Source organism: Bacteroides thetaiotaomicron VPI-5482, assembly GCF_000011065.1.
GTDB classification, from domain to species: domain Bacteria; phylum Bacteroidota; class Bacteroidia; order Bacteroidales; family Bacteroidaceae; genus Bacteroides; species Bacteroides thetaiotaomicron.
The window spans coordinates 5,120,936-5,138,964 of the sequence record NC_004663.1; the positions used below are offsets into that span (position 1 = coordinate 5,120,936).

Annotated in this window: 10 protein-coding genes; all 10 read left to right on the top strand. The window is 45.0% G+C overall.

Going from position 1 to position 18,029, the window contains the following annotated elements; all coding sequences use genetic code 11:
• The first annotated feature begins 1 nt into the window (after position 1).
• The 10 genes from fmt (at position 2) to BT_RS19950 (ending at position 18,007) form a co-directional block, all read left to right on the top strand.
• Positions 2 to 970 (top strand): methionyl-tRNA formyltransferase, encoded by a 969-nt coding sequence (gene fmt, locus BT_RS19905; RefSeq protein ID WP_011109030.1) that lies wholly within the window; start codon positions 2 to 4, stop codon positions 968 to 970.
• A 52-nt stretch (positions 971 to 1,022) separates the two neighbouring features.
• On the top strand, positions 1,023 to 1,673 hold the full coding sequence (rpe, locus tag BT_RS19910) for a ribulose-phosphate 3-epimerase (protein ID WP_011109031.1): 651 nt from the start codon (positions 1,023 to 1,025) through the stop codon (positions 1,671 to 1,673).
• Between the two features lie 8 nt (positions 1,674 to 1,681).
• A complete protein-coding gene (locus tag BT_RS19915) occupies positions 1,682 to 3,784 on the top strand; it encodes a ComEC/Rec2 family competence protein (RefSeq protein ID WP_011109032.1) in 2,103 nt (700 codons plus the stop codon).
• A gap of 45 nt (positions 3,785 to 3,829) precedes the next feature.
• Positions 3,830 to 4,867 (top strand): DHH family phosphoesterase, encoded by a 1,038-nt coding sequence (locus BT_RS19920; protein ID WP_008760868.1) that lies wholly within the window; start codon positions 3,830 to 3,832, stop codon positions 4,865 to 4,867.
• Between the two features lie 118 nt (positions 4,868 to 4,985).
• A complete protein-coding gene (locus BT_RS19925; RefSeq protein WP_011109033.1) occupies positions 4,986 to 5,630 on the top strand; it encodes a DUF4827 domain-containing protein in 645 nt (214 codons plus the stop codon).
• Between the two features lie 29 nt (positions 5,631 to 5,659).
• Complete coding sequence (gene glmM / locus BT_RS19930; RefSeq protein ID WP_011109034.1) at positions 5,660 to 7,048, top strand: phosphoglucosamine mutase; 1,389 nt, start codon at positions 5,660 to 5,662, stop codon at positions 7,046 to 7,048.
• Between the two features lie 195 nt (positions 7,049 to 7,243).
• Complete coding sequence (locus BT_RS19935) at positions 7,244 to 11,218, top strand: two-component regulator propeller domain-containing protein (RefSeq protein ID WP_011109035.1); 3,975 nt, start codon at positions 7,244 to 7,246, stop codon at positions 11,216 to 11,218.
• Between the two features lie 296 nt (positions 11,219 to 11,514).
• A complete protein-coding gene (locus BT_RS19940; RefSeq protein WP_011109036.1) occupies positions 11,515 to 14,658 on the top strand; it encodes a SusC/RagA family TonB-linked outer membrane protein in 3,144 nt (1,047 codons plus the stop codon).
• 21 nt (positions 14,659 to 14,679) lie between these two features.
• Positions 14,680 to 16,614, top strand: coding sequence for a RagB/SusD family nutrient uptake outer membrane protein (locus BT_RS19945; protein WP_070102931.1), 1,935 nt, complete (start codon positions 14,680 to 14,682; stop codon positions 16,612 to 16,614).
• A gap of 37 nt (positions 16,615 to 16,651) precedes the next feature.
• Positions 16,652 to 18,007, top strand: a complete 1,356-nt coding sequence (locus BT_RS19950) for a basic secretory protein-like protein (RefSeq protein WP_011109038.1) — start codon at positions 16,652 to 16,654, stop codon at positions 18,005 to 18,007.
• The last annotated feature ends 22 nt before the right edge of the window (positions 18,008 to 18,029 follow it).

Below are 18,029 nucleotides of genomic sequence, written 5' to 3' on the forward strand. Positions count from 1 at the left end.
TATGAAGAAAGAAGATTTAAGGATAGTTTATATGGGTACTCCCGATTTTGCGGTGGAGGCCCTGCGTCAGTTGGTAGAGGGTGGTTATAACGTGGTAGGCGTGATAACGATGCCCGATAAACCGGCCGGACGCGGACACAAAATTCAATATTCTCCTGTCAAGCAATATGCACTCGAACAGAACTTGCCGTTGCTGCAACCGGAGAAACTGAAGGATGAGGCTTTTGTGCAGGCACTTCGTGAGTGGAAAGCTGATCTTCAGATTGTGGTTGCTTTTCGTATGTTGCCGGAGGTGGTCTGGAATATGCCGCGGTTGGGTACTTTCAACCTGCACGCTTCGTTGCTTCCTCAGTATCGGGGTGCTGCTCCTATCAATTGGGCGGTTATCAACGGCGATACGGAGACTGGTATCACTACCTTCTTCCTGCAACACGAGATTGATACCGGAAAAGTGATTCAGCAAGTACGTGTCCCCATTGCCGACACGGATAATGTGGAAGTGGTGCACGATAAACTGATGATCCTCGGTGGTAAGCTGGTGCTCGAAACCGTGGATGCGATCTTGAATGATACGGTGAAACCAATTGCTCAGGAAGATATGGCAGTGGTGGGCGAACTACGTCCCGCTCCGAAGATATTTAAGGAGACTTGCCGGATTGACTGGAATTCTCCGGTGAAAAAGGTGTATGATTTCATTCGTGGTCTGTCGCCTTATCCTGCTGCATGGAGTGAGTTGGTCAGTCCGGAAGGAGAAGCGGTGGTGATGAAGATTTTTGAGAGCGAGAAGATTTATGAGGCACATCAGTTGCCTGTCGGAACAGTTGTGACGGATGGCAAGAAATATATAAAGGTGGCTGTGCCCGATGGATTTGTTTCTGTCCTCTCTTTGCAGCTTCCCGGCAAGAAACGTCTGAAGACCGATGAATTGCTTCGTGGATTCCGCTTGTCGGATGGATATAAAATGAATTGATAGAATGAACTGACCACGGTCAAGCTAACTTAGAACTTAAAACAATAGAATGATGAAACCGATTATTTCTCCTTCCATCCTTTCTGCCGACTTTGGTTATCTGGCGAGAGATATTGAAATGATAAACCGCAGCGAAGCGGAGTGGGTACATATTGATATAATGGATGGAGTATTTGTTCCTAATATTTCATTCGGCTTCCCGGTGTTGAAGTATGTAGCAAAGTTGACGGACAAACCGTTGGATGTACATCTGATGATAGTCAATCCGGAGAAGTTTATCCCTGAAGTGAAAGCGTTGGGCGCACATACGATGAATGTTCACTATGAGGCTTGTACGCATCTTCATCGGGTGATTCAGCAAATCAAAGAAGCTGGAATGCAGCCGGCAGTGACAATCAATCCGGCAACTCCTGTTGCTTTATTGCAGGATATCATTCAGGATGTGTATATGGTACTTATCATGAGTGTGAATCCGGGTTTTGGCGGGCAGAAGTTCATTGAGCATTCTGTAGAGAAAGTCCGTGAATTGCGTGCTTTAATAGAACGGGCCGGTTCAAAAGCATTGATTGAAGTGGATGGAGGTGTGAATTTGGAAACGGGTGCCCGACTGGTGGAAGCTGGAGCGGATGTGCTGGTAGCCGGCAATGCTGTCTTCGGAGCACCGGACCCGGAAGAGATGATCCGCCAGTTACACAAGTTGTAACGGACACATTGAATACTGCCTCTTTACATCAGTATCCTTATATACGCCTGATTATCCCGTGGATAGCAGGCGTTTTTTGTGGAGATTGGTTCTTTGATCAATCGACGGAACTGTTTTGGAGTATTCTGAACTTTGGTCTCTTTGCCGGACTGTGCATTGCCCTCTATTTTCTGAAACGGCGTTCACTTCGGTGGTGTTTTGGAATATCTGTCTTTGCACTTTGTTTCGCAGGCGGGTGGCTAGGCATTACTTGTCAATTAAAACGAACGGTATATGACTTTCCGGAGAAGGAAGCGGTTTATCGGGTACGACTAACGGATACTCCGGAGACTAAAGAACGGACGTTGCTCTGTAGGGTATTGCTTAAAGAGCTGCGAGATTCGTCAGGGGTATGTCCGATAGGGCGAAAGGCTATTCTTTATTTGCAGAAAGATTCATTGTTTACTTTATTGAAACTGGGGGATAAACAATTAAAGATAGGAGATGAACTGCTGGTATCTGCCCGCATTGCTCCACCCGCTAACGGAGGAAACTTTGATGAGTTTGATTATGCCCGCTATTTGATGCGTCATGGCATTAGTGGAACGGGGTACGTAGCATCCGGGAAATGGGCGTTATGGTCACCATCTATCAGGTATACTGCGATGTTTTGTCAGGAAAAGGTGATAAACCTTTATCGGAAGCTGGGATTTGAAGGAGATGAACTGGCTGTGCTTTCAGCGTTGACCGTGGGTGAGAAGACCGATTTAAGTGACTCTATCCGTGAAAGTTATTCAGTATCCGGTGCCAGTCATGTCTTGGCTCTATCCGGCCTGCATATAGGGCTTTTGTATGCTTTGCTTTTCCTCCTTTTGAAACCTCTAACAAGGAAGTGGCAGGCAGGGCGATATTTCCGTTCCGTTCTGCTCCTTGTTTTATTATGGTCTTTTGCCTTTTTTACTGGTCTGTCGCCGTCTGTAGTCCGTTCGGTAAGTATGTTCTCGGTTTTGGCAATAGCGGAACTGTTCGGACGCCAATCATTGACTCTGAATACACTGGCTGCTACCGCATGGGTAATGCTGTTTGTCAATCCGGCTTGGTTGTTCGATGTTGGTTTTCAATTATCTTTTCTAGCTGTACTTTCTATTTTGATGATTCAGAAACCGGTCTATCAGTTGTTGCCTGTGAAGAGCAGGATAGGAAAATATGTTTGGGGATTGATGAGTGTATCGATAGCTGCGCAAATAGGAACTGCTCCGCTTGTAATGCTGTATTTCTCCCGTTTCTCCACTCATTTTCTGCTGACTAATTTAGTAGTCATACCTTTGGTGACTGTAACTTTGTATGCTGCCGTTCTTATGCTTCTTCTGACTCCACTGCCTGCCGTTCAGTTTGTTATGGCGGGAGCAGTCAGATTCCTGTTGAAAGTGCTGAATGATTTTGTCCGGTGGGTTGAGCAACTTCCTTATGCTTCCTTGGATGGTATCTGGCTTTATCGTCTGGAGGTGTTGGGCATCTACATTTTCTTGTTGCTTTTCCTTTATTATTTGAAGACCCGAAGGTTCAGGAATCTTGTTGTTTGCTTTTCCTGCCTGTTGTGTCTGGGCATTTATCACACGGTCATGCGCTGGTATGACCGTCCTTGTCCGAGCCTTGTATTTTACAATGTCCGTGGTTGTCCGGCGATTCATTGTATTGCTGAGGATGGGACTTCTTGGCTGAACTATGCCGATACCCTTTCTGATAAGCGCCGTTTGCAGGCTGTAGCGGCTAATTATTGGAGACGTCATCAACTTCTGCCTCCAATAGAAGTAACGGCTGATTGTCAGAACGTTGACTTCTGTCGTCATCAGCAGATTGTATTTTATCATGGCTACCGTATTTGTATGGTGACCGATAATCGATGGCGGAACAAATCTGCCGCTTCGCCGTTATTTATTAATTATATGTACTTATGCAAAGGCTATAACGGTCGTCTGGAAGAACTTACCGGACTCTTTTCTCCATCTTGTATCCTGTTGGATGCTTCCCTTTCCGATGATCGCAAACAGTTCTTCCGGGAGGAATGTAAGAGACTGCATCTGCATTTTATCACTCTGTCTGAAGAAGGTTCTGTGCGGTTTTTGCTCTAAGTACGAAGAATTATCGTACATTTGCAACTCGAAAAAGAATATGGTATGTTGACTAAAGTAATAGAACAGGCAAAAATCGACCACTTTACCAAGTGGTTTGAGCGCGCTGACAAAATAGTAATCGTTTCTCATGTGTCGCCCGACGGTGATGCTATCGGCTCTTCACTGGGGCTTTATCACTTCCTGGATTCACAGGAGAAGACAGTAAATGTAATTGTTCCTAACGCTTTCCCCGATTTCCTCCGCTGGATGCCGGGCAGCAAGGATATCCTTTTGTATGACCGCTATAAGGACTTTGCGGACAAATTGATTGCCGAAGCTGATGTGATTTGCTGTCTGGACTTTAATGCCTTAAAGCGTATTGATGAGATGGCGGATGCCGTGGCAGCTTCTCCGGCACGCAAAGTGATGATCGACCATCATCTTTATCCCGAAGAATTCTGTAAGATTACCATGTCTTATCCTAAGATATCTTCCACTTCAGAATTGATATTTCGTCTGATTTGCCGTATGGGGTACTTTAGTGATATCTCAAAGGAAGGAGCAGAATGTATCTATACCGGTATGATGACGGATACAGGTGGCTTTACCTACAATTCCAACAATCGCGAGATTTATTTTATCATCAGCGAACTCCTTTCCAAAGGGATTGATAAAGATGATATCTACCGTAAAGTATACAATACATATTCAGAGAGCCGCCTGCGTCTGATGGGGTATGTGTTGTCAAATATGGTGGTTTACTCAGATTACAATGCCGCATTGATATCGCTGACAAAGGAAGAACAAAGTAAGTTTGACTATATAAAAGGTGACAGCGAAGGGTTTGTGAATATTCCCCTTACCATTAAGAACGTATGTTTCTCCTGTTTCTTGCGGGAAGATACGGAAAAGCCGATGATTAAGATTTCGCTCCGTTCGGTCGGTACTTTCCCATGCAATCAGCTTGCAGCTGAATTCTTTAACGGAGGCGGTCATCTGAATGCTTCGGGCGGTGAATTTTTCGGAACGATAGAGGAGGCGAAAGCCGTTTTCGAACAGGCACTGGAGAAATATAAACCTTTGTTGACAGCCAAAAGCTAAGAATGGAAGGTTAAAAGTAGACAGAGAAAGGTTAAAAGTTACCAACTTTCAACTTTCCCCTTTCATCTTTCAATGAATTTGAGATACATTTGTGCAGAATATAGCTAAATAACAGATAATGAAGAAACTTGTATTTTTATTTCTCTCTTTGTTGGCAGCCGGAGGTATATTCCAGGCGTGCGACGATTCAAAGACTTATGCTGAAATGTTGGAGGACGAAAAGAATGCGGTGAATAAATTCATCAAAGATAAAGGAATCCGGATCATTTCACAGGACGAATTTGAGAAGAATGATACTGTCACCAATTTGGAACGGAATGAATACGTTGCCCTCTCCGATGGTGTATATATGCAGATTGTAGATCGTGGAAGTGCTGAGAACAAAACGGATACTTTCGCTAACAACAATGAAATCTGCGTCCGTTATATCGAAGAAGATATAATGACACGCGACACTACCTGTTTCAATGTTTTCCTCGAAGAGTGGGGAGATGCAAATCAGCTTTACACGAATCCTGCTGTATTCCGTTATGTAGCCGAAGGCAGCTATGTGTACGGTACTTTCATACAAATGGACTATTATTGGGCAAGTTATTATCAATCAACAGCAGTACCTGCAGGCTGGCTGCTTGCACTACCTTTTGTGCGCAACTATGCCCATGTACGTTTGATCGTTCCTTCCAAGGTAGGACATTCATCAGCACAACAATACGTCAATCCATACTATTATGATATTTGGACATTCAGCAAAGCACTGAATTAACCCCCATATAAATCTTAGTTAAAAGACCTATGACTCTAATCAAATCTATCTCTGGAATCCGCGGAACTATTGGCGGAGGAGCGGGTGAGGGACTAAATCCGCTTGACATTGTAAAATTCACCTCGGCTTATGCTACTTTGATTCGTAAGACCTGTAAGGCACAAAGCAACAAAATTGTAGTGGGACGCGACGCCCGCATCTCAGGTGAAATGGTAAAAAACGTAGTTGTCGGCACACTGATGGGAATGGGCTGGGATGTTGTAGACATCGATCTGGCTTCTACCCCGACTACCGAGCTGGCTGTGACGATGGAAGGCGCCTGTGGCGGTATCATCCTGACAGCTTCTCACAACCCCAAACAGTGGAACGCACTGAAACTACTCAATGAACATGGAGAATTCCTGAATGCGGAAGAAGGCAATGAAGTACTTCGTATTGCTGAGGCTGAGGAATTCGACTATGCCGATGTAGACCACTTGGGCTCTTATCGCAAAGACCTGACTTACAATCAAAAACATATTGATAGCGTACTGGCTCTCGACCTGGTAGATGTGGAAGCTATCAAGAAAGCGAATTTCCGTGTAGCTATCGACTGTGTAAACTCTGTAGGAGGTATTATCCTTCCGGAACTTCTGGAACGTCTGGGTGTGAAACATGTAGAGAAACTCTATTGCGAACCTACCGGAAACTTCCAGCACAACCCCGAACCACTTGAAAAGAACCTGGGTGACATCATGAACCTGATGAAAGGTGGAAAAGCGGATGTTGCATTTGTTGTAGACCCGGATGTTGATCGTTTGGCTATGATCTGCGAGAACGGTGTCATGTACGGTGAAGAATATACATTGGTTACTGTAGCTGATTATGTATTGAAGCATACTCCGGGCAATACGGTTTCTAATTTGAGCTCTACCCGTGCTTTGCGTGATGTAACCCGCAAATACGGTATGGAATATAGCGCCTCTGCTGTAGGAGAAGTAAATGTAGTCACCAAGATGAAAGCAACGAATGCTGTAATTGGCGGTGAAGGAAACGGTGGAGTGATCTATCCTGCCAGCCATTACGGACGTGACGCTTTGGTAGGTATCGCTTTATTCCTCAGCCATCTGGCTCACGAAGGGAAGAAGGTGAGCGAGCTTCGTGCTACTTATCCTCCTTATTTCATAGCCAAGAATCGGGTAGATCTGATACCGGAAATCGATGTGGATGCTATCCTGGCTAAAGTAAAGGAAATCTATAAGAACGAGGAAATCAATGACATCGACGGTGTGAAGATTGACTTCGCTGATAAGTGGGTGCACCTGCGCAAGAGCAATACGGAACCGATTATTCGTGTGTACAGCGAGGCTTCGACCATGGGAGCTGCTGAAGAGATCGGTCAGAAAATTATGGATGTAATCAATGAACTAGCCAAGTAACAGCAATCAACTAGCTTTGAGCATAATAAGAGAGGGAGGACTAATAAACGAGTCCTCCCTTTTTTCATGCCTTTCTGAGATACCTATTTGTTAATGTGAGGTTTGTAACCGCTGAAGGCGAAAAAAACTTTTGGTAATTTGCTACCGAAAATATACCTTTGTGCATATTATTATCTGATTACTTTCCAAAATGCTATGAGAATACGCCTGATTCTAGTTTTTATCACATTGATTTGTCCATTGATTAGCATAGCTGACAATGTAAAGGATGCCTATCTTTTCCAAAAGGTGGACTACCAGCAGGGATTGTCCAATAGCGCCGTACTTTGTCTTTTTCAGGATAATGAGGGATTGATGTGGTTTGGTACCTATGATGGGGTAAATTGTTACGATGGGAAAAGTATGGAAGTATTTCGTTCAGACTTTTCGGAACAAAAGACGCTGAGCAATAACATTATTCATTCTATTCAGCAGGCAGACAGCAGTTGCTTATGGATAACTACACATTTGGGAGCCAATCGTTTTTCGAAGGATTCACGGCAGGTAATCTGCAATTATGAATTTGACACTGATTTCGTGATTCATTCCAACCATGCAGGTAATACATGGGCGTTGAGTTATGACTGGATTGCCTATTACAATACCCACCATCGCCGTTTTGTGCGGATTCCGATGCCCGATATTAAAATGCTGAAAGTAGATGTTCGCGCGTTTGTTACCGACGAAGGTGAATTATACCTTTTCCCTTATGAAAGCGGTGACCTGTATCGTTTCTCTTTAAACTCTTTCGATCAGGATACCTTGTCTACGCGTCTCACTACTACTCCCTCACATTTTCACTCCAAGCAGATACAGTATGTCTGCTATCAGAATGGTGTATTCTGTTTCTATGATTCGGATTATGATCTTTTTGTGTATGATATATCAAGAAAGTCTAAGATTTACATCCGTAACATTGGTGAGATGGTTCATAAATATGGGCAAATAACGGGAATTGTACCTTTCTATGAGGATATTGTTATCGCATTCCAGACGAATGGTCTGATTCGCTTGCGTCTTTCTCAAAAGTATGCAGAGGAGATTATCGATCAGAATATGCGTATCTATGGTATTTATAATGACTCCCGGCAAGGGGTACTGTGGGTAGGAACCGACGGGCAAGGAGCCATTATGTATTCCAAGAAGTATTCTATTGCCACTAATCTGATGTTAAACAGTTTCTCACCTAATTTGACCCGTCAGGTAAGGTCGATAATGACCGACAAATACGGGGGACTTTGGTTTGGAACAAAGGGAGACGGGCTGCTGCATGTGAAAAACTATCGGGACGGGGTACACGCATCCAACACAGAGGTTTACTCGCTGGATAAAAAGCAGAATGCGATGTCGTATGTCAAGCAGAACAGGGAATTTCAGGTATACTCCATGTTGGAGAGCCGTTATAGGAATGGATTCTGGGTTGGAACCGGCTCTTCGGGCTTGTGCTATTATTCTTTTGATAATGGAAAGTTGCATGAACTTTCAAATAGGGAAACAGGAACTGGAAGAGAAGTGGCAGAAGTGCATTCCATCTTTGAGGAAAGCGATAGTGTCCTTTATCTGGCGACTTCGGGTAAAGGTTTTTATAAAGTAATAGTAGATAACAGTAAGCAGGACGTTCAAATCAAATCGTGGAAGAATTATCGTTTTTACCATGAGCAACAAGAGCTTAACCTTTTTTATAGTATGGTGCCACAAGGAGATTCCCTGTTGTGGCTGGGAAGCAGGCAAAAGGGATTGATACGTTTTGACCGGAAAACGGAAGAGTATCAGATCTATTCCCTGAATGAGATTCTGCATAAATCTGTAGACGATATTCTCTGTTTGCACTGGCATGGAGAGCAATTGTATGTGGGCACTACCTCCGGCTTGGTGCGCGTTACTTTTAAAGAACGCAAACTGGAAGCGGATTATATCGGTCGTGAACAAGGGTTGCTTAATGACATGATTCATAGTATTCTGGAAGATGCCAACGGGCTGCTGTGGCTGGGTACGAATCGCGGACTGATCAAATTCAATCCGGAAAATTCATTTTCTCATGCCTATTATTACAGCGGAGGCATTCAGATAGGAGAGTTTAGCGATGATGCATATTACCGTTGTCCATATACCGGTTGTCTTTTCTTCGGAGGAATCAACGGATTGCTCTACCTTGATAAGAAGGTGTCGGCAGCACCGGAATATTATCCGGAAATATTATTGCGTAAGCTGATCATAGAAAAGACATTTGTCAATTTGCAAGACCATTATTTGCCGGACAGGAAAGGGCTGCGGATGCAGGGAGCCAATCTTTCGTTTTCTTTATTCTTTGTTGTACCTGATTATGCCAGTGGTGGCGATGTGGAATACTCGTATATGCTCGAAGGTTATGATAAGGACTGGGGAGCTTTCAGCAGTGTGAATGAAGCATCCTATTTCAGCGTCCCGTCCGGAGATTATCTGTTTAAGGTTCGCTATAAGAAAGATGTGTTTGCTACAGAATACAAGACCTTCACGATTCCCGTACACATTCTGCCCCCTTGGTATCGCACAGTGTATGCGTACATTGTTTATATACTATTGGGTATCGTATTGGTAATGTATGTGATTCATCTTTTCCGCAAGTATTTTCGTCATGAACGGATGATGAAGAAACTGCTGGAGTCGGAAAATCGAAATATATCTCTGGCGGCGGATAGTTATCAGGCGCGTGAGGTGCTCAATACTTGTACTCTCATTTATCAGGCTTGTGATCAGCTAAACGACAAGAATATCTCCTCTGAAGGACATGCAGAGAAAATAGGTCAGATTCGTGAATCCGTGATGTCCTTGCTCTTTGGGTGTGGGTTGGGTGATGAATGTTTCCGTTTGTTGTCGTCGCTGCATTTTTCGGTTTCGGGGCGTTTGTCTCTTTTGAAGATGGCGGAAGAGGTGCTTCAAGTACTTGAAAAAGAAGGCCATGATGTCTCTTCGATACAGTTAGACATTCCGGAAAATTTCACTTATCCCGCCTATAAGAATGCGTTACGTTGTATCCTTTATTTCAGTTACCTTTATATTTCCAGTTGTAAGACAGAGAAGGTATCGGTGACGGTGACAGAAGAAGCAGGTTGTATGATGCTGACATTTGTTTCTCCGGATGAAACAGTGAAAGGATTGAAGGATGTATTGTCCGGAGAAGAACTCTTGTCTATCAGGGCGAAAGATTCGGATGATATGTTTAGGATACGGACCATGCAACGTTTCGTGTTTTCTGCATTGAAGCAGCAGAATAGTGTGATGCGTTATATAACCCCTGTAGGGCAGGATAATCAGTTGACTATCACATTCGATCCGGTTGTTGTGGCAGAGCAGAATGAAGTGAGAAAAACAGTTTTGTTGTTGGAAGACAGGGAAGAGATCGTCTGGTTGATCAGTGCGTTACTTTCCGATGAGTATGAAGTCCGTTCAGTGCGGAGTGTGCAGTTGGCATTTGACGAGATGCATAAGTCCGCACCGACTTTATTTCTGGTGGATATGCTTATGTATGCCGATGCGGAAAGTACCTTTATAAAGTATGTCAATAAGAATCGTTCTATGTTGTCGAAGACAGCGTTTATTCCGATGTTGACATGGAAAGTCAGTGCGTCTATGCAGCGGGAGTTGATTCTATGGGCAGATTCTTATATTGTTCTTCCTTATGATATACCATTCCTGAAAGAAACGATCCATAAAGTGATTTATGGCAAGCGGGAAGCCAGACAGATTTATATGGAAGACCTGGAAGGCTGGGCAGATTCTATTGTTTGTACCACTACGGAACAGGCGGATTTTGTCAGGAAGTTCTTGCAGGTCGTGGAGCAGAATCTGGATCGTGAAGATTTGGGCTCCACGTTTGTGGCAGAACAAATGTTGATGAGTTCCCGTCAGTTCTACCGGAGGTTTAAGGAGATTTCGGGTATGTCACCCAGCGATTTGATTAAAGATTACCGGATGGAGAAGGCCGCCCGTTTGTTGCAGAACGAGGAACTGTCTATTCAGGATGTAATTTCCGATGTAGGTATATCCAGTCGTGCTTACTTCTACAAAGAGTTTACCCGTAAGTTTGGCGTAACTCCTAAGGTATATAGAGAGAAGCTTTTAGGGAATGACACTCATAAAAATCAGGAGTGAACAGCCAGGAAGCGGTCTGGTATTAGTTGCCAAGAAATAAATTCCCATGCTGATCTGTGCTGCTTTTTAAGGTTGGTCTCCTTTGTACTCTCTTTTGTTTTCCATTATTTATTATTCTGATATATAGGGTATTATCCAGTACTCTATTTTACCATCTGTACTTTAAACAGACATTTTTTCTCTTCTCTGTTTTTTGGCGCACAGGAGTATCTCATTTCTTTGGCTATTCCTTTAATTTGCGTCAACGTATTAAACGTATTTGGTAACCTTATTATTATTAATTAAAAACAAGTAGTATGAATTTGTTTGGAATGAAAAAACATCGCATCAGGTCATTATGGCTACTACTATTGTTACTTACGTGTAGTGTAACAGTATGGGCGCAAGGAAGTTCCGTCACAGGCCGTGTCTCTGATGAAAAAGGAGAACTGCTCATAGGGGTGAGTGTTCAGGAAAAAGGTACAACGAATGGTACCATTACCGATATGAATGGTCAGTATACCTTGAAGCTTTCAACAGGGAATCCTATTCTGCTCATATCTTATATAGGATATAAGCCGCAAGAGGTAAAGGTAGCAAAGCAAAAAATCGTAGATGTCGTTTTGGTGGAAGATGTGTCGTCACTGGATGAAGTGGTAGTAGTGGGTTACGGCAATCAGCGTAAAGTATCCGTGGTAGGCGCTCAGTCTACGATGGATGTGAAAGACATTAAGATGCCTGCTGCAAGTCTGTCTTCTGCTATTTCCGGACGCATTGCCGGGGTGGTTGCCGTTCAGCGTAGCGGCGAACCCGGTCACGATGAATCGGATATCTGGATTCGTGGTTTATCTTCCTTGCTCGGACAGAGTTCCAGTCCCCTTGTGCTCGTTGATGGGGTAGAACGTAGTTTCAACAATATCGACCCTGAAGATATCGAATCGTTTACAGTGCTGAAAGACGCTTCCGCAACTGCAGTATATGGTGTACGTGGTGCCAACGGAGTCGTGATTGTGAAAACCAAACCCGGTAAAGTAGGCAAACCGCAGTTTAGTGTGGACTATTACGAAAGTTTTACCCGCCTGACCAAGAAAGTAGATATGGCAGATGCCTACACTTACATGGATGCACGCAACGAGGCGCAGATGAATACAAGCGGTACACTTAAATATTCGGCTGCTTATATCGAAGCGACAAAGAAGGCCAACGGTTTATTGCCGAATGACAATCCCCGATTGTATAATCCTTACCTGTATCCGGCCATCGACTGGGCAGATAACCTGTTCAATGACTGGGGACACAACCGTCGCGGGAATATTAATATCCGTGGTGGTGTACCTAATGCAAACTATTATGCTTCATTGAGTTACTACGGAGAAACCGGTATGACCCGCAACTTCAAGCTGGAGAACTACAATACTCAGATGAAGTACGACCGTTATAACTTCACCTCCAATCTGAATCTGAAGCCGACTTCCAAGACGACGGTTGATCTGGGTTTTTCCGGTTATCTGGGACAGGGACACTATCCGCAGAGCAGCACCAGTTCGCTGTACGCAGCCTGTATGGATGTGAATCCGGTTATTTATCCTTTGTTGCTGCCCAACGGTACCGTGTCCGGTATCAACTCACAGCAAAAGTTCAACCCTTACGGTCTGCTGGCTCGCGGAGGTTATTATGATGAATTTTCCAGCCAGTTAAATTCTAATATCCGCGTGAAGCAGGACTTGGATTTCTGGAAGTGGAGCAAAGGACTTTCCGCTTCTGCCATGGTAGCTTTCGATACTTACAATTCACGTAAGAGAAAGTATAACCGGAATGAACCGATGTACACCTTTGCCGGTAAAACGGATGAAAACGGAATCTGGATAGAAGACACCTTGTTTGATGAAGAAACAGGCGATTACCTCTACTCGGTGCTGAAAGAAGCGGATGGTAGCCTGTCACTTCAGACACCGGAGCAATGGAGCAGCCGCACGGTGTATACAGAAGCATCCTTGAACTATGATCGTAGTTTCGGTGCTCATCGGGTAGGAGGTCTGTTGCTTTACAATCAGAAAGTATATTGGGATTTGAATGCGACGGATGTCATTGGCGGTATGCCTTACAAGCAACGCGGTTTTGCCGGACGTGCTACTTATTCATGGAACGACCGTTACTTCGCAGAATTCAATCTCGGTATCAATGGTTCGGAGAACTTCAGTCCGGGCAAGCGTTATGGTGTTTTCCCTGCTTTTGGTCTGGGATGGGCAGTCTCCAATGAATCTTTCTGGAATCCGGTTCGCAAATACATTTCCTTCCTCAAATTCCGCTATACGGACGGATGGGTCGGCAGTGATACCGCAACAGGCAGACGCTTCATGTATCAGGGGGTGTTCACCGGTCTGACAGGAACCATGTTCGGAACCAATTATACAAGTGCCAACGGGTATGGAGAAGAAAAGTACGGTGTAAATGTCACTTGGTCTAAATCCAGAAAGCAAGATTTGGGTATCGATATCAAGTTTCTGAATGATAATCTGTCCTTTGTAGTCGACTTTTTCAAGGAACGTCGCGACAACATCTTCCTGCAACGCAGTACAATCCCCAGCTACGCAGGATGGATCGAAAACCCTTATGCTAATCTGGGTGTCGTAGAAAACAAAGGTATAGAGCTGGCGATGGACTATACACAACGGCTGGGTAAGAAGACATTCCTTACGGTACGTGGCAATCTGACTTTCAATAAAGACAAGATTATAGAGAATGACGAACCGCCGGTAGACTATCCTTGGATGGAGACACGCGGTACGAATGTAAATGCGACTTGGGGATTCATAGCCGATGGGCTCTTTACCAGTCAGGCGGAGATTGAAGACCATGCTACCCAGTTCGGAACAGTACATGTAGGCGATATCAAATACCGTGACTTGAACGGAGACGGTGTGATCGACAACTATGACAAGACCGTCATCGGACGCGGTGATGTCCCTAGAATCTATTACGGATTCGGTGCCGACCTACAGATCGGAGACTTTTCTATCAGTGCCCTGTTTCAGGGAACCGGACAGGCTGACCGCTATCTGGACGGCATTTGTATCAAGCCTTTCTGGGATGACGAAGGCCGTGACAATGTCTTTGCCAACATCCACGACCGCTGGAGTCCCGACGATCCGACCAATCAGGATGTGTTCTATCCACGCATGTATGTCGGCAGTGACGCCAACACGAACAATGTTCAGAAAAGTTCGTGGTGGGTGAAAGACGTCAGCTTCCTGCGTCTGAAACAACTGAACATATCCTATAATATACCGAAAAAACTGCTGGACAGATGTTTCCTCAAAAGTGCAAGCGTCTACCTTATGGGTACGAATCTGCTTACCTTCTCTAATTTCAAGCTGTGGGACCCGGAACTGAATACGAGCAACGGAACAGCTTATCCGAATGTATCCAGCTATTCGGTCGGAGTCAAGTTTAGTTTTTAACCCTAAAGTCAAATAATCGTTATGAAGAATAGAATAAAACAATACCTGTTGGCTGCATCGATGTGTGTCGGACTGACTGCTTGCAGTGATTTCTTTGAACCGATTCCCGGTGTGCAGTTTGGACTGGACGAAACGTTTGCCTCCAAGCAAAGGACGGAAGAATATCTGAACAATGTATACAGCTACGTGCGTGAAGTGACAGATGCCATTCATCCGAACACCTACGGAGGTATCTTTACAGAAGCATCGTTGGACGGAGCAAACCGCTGGAACAAAACGTATGCGGAATGGACCAACGGTTCCTTTAACTCCGCTTCTGCACAGGCAAGTGAGTACTTCTCAAAGTACTATCAGGCAATAGCTAAAGCAAGTACGTTCATCCAGAACGTAGATAAATGTACAGAAGCCGCCGCCTCTACACGTGGAAAGTGGAAATCGGAAGCACGTGCATTGCGGGCATACTATTATTTTGAATTGCTGCGCCTTTACGGTCCCATTCCGTTGATTGGCGAAGATCCCATTCCTTTGGACGCTTCCTTGGAAGAACTGATTAAAGAACGTAATTCAGTAGACGAATGCGTAAACTTCATCGCTACGGAATTGCAGAGCGCCATTGATTCCGGCGATTTGCTCCAGAGAGCCGGGAAGGCAAACCTGGGACGTATGGATGTCGCCACTTGTATGGCACTCAAGGCAAAGCTGTACCTCTATTGGGCAAGTCCGCTTTTCAACGGAAATACGGATCAGGCATCAGTCAAGAATAAAGACGGCAAACAACTTTTCCCTCAGACTGAAGATAACTCCAAATGGGCTCAGGCACGTGATGCGTATGAACGGTTTATGACCTTCGCAACCGGACAGGGATATAAGCTGACCGAGGTCTATACGAATGGAAAACTAGACCCTTATGCTTCGTGCAGGGCTGCGGGCGAGTTTTTCACCACAACCTGGGAAGCTGTTGATGAACTGATTTTTGTGAAGCTGAGAGATTTGTACGACTATACCTACTGGGTATGTCCTAAGTTTACCGACTTCCAGGATACCGACGTGACTGGCGGCGGTGGCTATTATACAACCCAGGAAACGGTAGACCTGTTCTTTACGAAAGACGGACTGACCATCGAAGAAGACCCCGGCTATGACAAATTCGAGGGTATACCGGGCGCCAACAACTTCACATCCGGAAGATATTATGACCCCAACAACCCTTCCCGTCTTTACTTTGACGCCGATAAGTCCAAAGTGCTGAAACAGTGGAAAGACCGTGAACCGCGCTTTTATGTGAATATTACCTATAGCGGCTCTATCTGGCTGAACGAAGGTAAGTACAATGAGGAAATGCGCACAGACTTCACCAACGGTGCAAACGGAACCTGCGGCAAGTCCAAAGCCTCCGGCGACTGTCCGGATTCGGGATACTTGATCCGTCGGGGTGCGAAAGCTTCTAACAACAACGGCTCGAAACACTTCTCTCCGGTACTTCGGCTGGCAGATATGTATTTGGGATATGCTGAGGCGCTTTGTATGTGCAGCGATCTCGACAATGCCCTGACTTATCTGAATAAAATCCGTGTCCGTGCAGGCATTCCCGAATATACGTTTACCGCAACAGCCGGCAAGATAACCTGTCCAAAGACACAGACCGATCTGCTGAACCGTATCCGCCGCGAACGTCTGGTTGAACTTGTCTTCGAATGGAACCGCTATTTCGATGTGCGTCGCTGGAAAGTGGCGGAAGGACAGAATGATCCCGAACATTGGATCTATCCGGCATATCACACCGGAGGCGAAGGAGGCAAAGTATACGGTATGAATATGGATAAGGATTATCCGGCATTCTTCGAAAGAACCTCTTTTGAGACTCGTGTAGCATTTACGAAAAAGCAATATTTCATGCCGATACCTTATGATGACCTCCGTCGTATCCCGTCGCTGGTACAAAACTTAGGATGGTAATACAATATTCGAACAATAACGCTTAAACAAGAAGATTATGAAACATTGGAAAGATATAGCTTTCGGGTTGTTTGTCTCGCTGACGCTGGCTGCCTGCTACGGTGAGGAAGACAGCTTTGCAACTCCTGACATCTATAAAGATTATCAGCCTGTACTGAAAGACGGGAATACCGTAGCCGGATATGCGGCTGCCCCTCTCAAAGAGGCGAAATATGATGAGGTGCTGAATGAACTTTACCTCACGTGGGACGGCAGTAACTCCGGCTGGGAAAAGAGAGACGAATATGTGGGAGTGGAAGTAGAATTCAACTCCCTGCTCTCAGGCAAAAAGATAAAGCGCGTCATGATACCGAATGTCGGTGATTTTGGCAACCTGACTGTGAAAAGGCGGGATTATGGCAACGAGCCGACCACTCTGCGTCTGAGTAAATATCGTACAGTAGTGGTTACAGACCGTTACGGTGTAGAGGAACTTCGTTTCCGTTCTATCTACAAAGATGCCGACGGTGCCCGGCAGACAAGTGACTGGACGAATCTGAGCGATCAGGCGGATAAGTATGAACTTCAAGTGGATATGAACTATGCTGTCTGGCAGTATTTTAAAACCAGCCAGGCGACACAAGTTCAGATTTCCTTTGAGAGTGATTCGGAGATACGTCCCGTTTCTGCATTGTATAATCTGATAGGTAACGGAGATGAGGCTGCTACTCAGGAAGAGTTCCGGAAATGGTATTATATGGATTGTGCGGCTATGTCATTCGATCCCTATAATCTGGCTTTTGACCCTTACAGCAAACTGCGTGTCTTTATCAAGAAAGACCAGACCGGAGGAGCGTATGCGATAGATTACCCCACCCATAACGAAGGAAGAGGCATTGTTTATCCGGCTTCGGAAAGCAATCCGAACGATGCGTGGTGGAAATTGCCGGACATGCAGCATGTGTTTATGCACGAGATGGGACACTGCGTGCAGTGGATGCCCAAACAAGGAAAATATATCATGGACGGTGTGCAGGATTGTGACCGACAGGGGTATCAGGAAGGATGGCCGGACGCTGTGAAAGTAGCGAGCAAAGGATATATTCTGGCTACGCAAAAAGAAGAGTATCAGGCCGCTATCGCCAAGTCTTACCGGAATCCGCAGAGTGATAAATACTTTGTCTGGCAGGTTGACTATAATACTTCCGGTGCTTTTATGAGCTGGCTGCGTCTCTATAATGGCGACTTCGTACGTATGTTGCCATGGACGGTGCTGATGGACGAACTGACCAACCAGTGGAGCCTGGAGGATGCGGTGAAGTATATCCTGAAGGAGAGCTACCCGGACCTTACGATGGAAGAACTCTGGAACGAATACAAGACAGAGGTGGAAGTGTTCCTGCAAAATAACTAATAGAGCAACCTTTAAAAAACAA

Excerpts from the sequence above, each read along its gene's own strand:
- fmt (WP_011109030.1), top strand. The coding sequence starts at position 2 with ATGAAGAAAGAAGATTTAAGGATAGTTTATATGGGTACTCCCGATTTT.
- BT_RS19950 (WP_011109038.1), top strand. The coding sequence starts at position 16,652 with ATGAAACATTGGAAAGATATAGCTTTCGGGTTGTTTGTCTCGCTGACG.
- rpe (WP_011109031.1), top strand. The coding sequence starts at position 1,023 with ATGAAACCGATTATTTCTCCTTCCATCCTTTCTGCCGACTTTGGTTAT.
- BT_RS19920 (WP_008760868.1), top strand. The coding sequence starts at position 3,830 with ATGTTGACTAAAGTAATAGAACAGGCAAAAATCGACCACTTTACCAAG.
- BT_RS19935 (WP_011109035.1), top strand. The coding sequence starts at position 7,244 with ATGAGAATACGCCTGATTCTAGTTTTTATCACATTGATTTGTCCATTG.
- BT_RS19925 (WP_011109033.1), top strand. The coding sequence starts at position 4,986 with ATGAAGAAACTTGTATTTTTATTTCTCTCTTTGTTGGCAGCCGGAGGT.
- BT_RS19940 (WP_011109036.1), top strand. The coding sequence starts at position 11,515 with ATGAATTTGTTTGGAATGAAAAAACATCGCATCAGGTCATTATGGCTA.
- BT_RS19945 (WP_070102931.1), top strand. The coding sequence starts at position 14,680 with ATGAAGAATAGAATAAAACAATACCTGTTGGCTGCATCGATGTGTGTC.
- glmM (WP_011109034.1), top strand. The coding sequence starts at position 5,660 with ATGACTCTAATCAAATCTATCTCTGGAATCCGCGGAACTATTGGCGGA.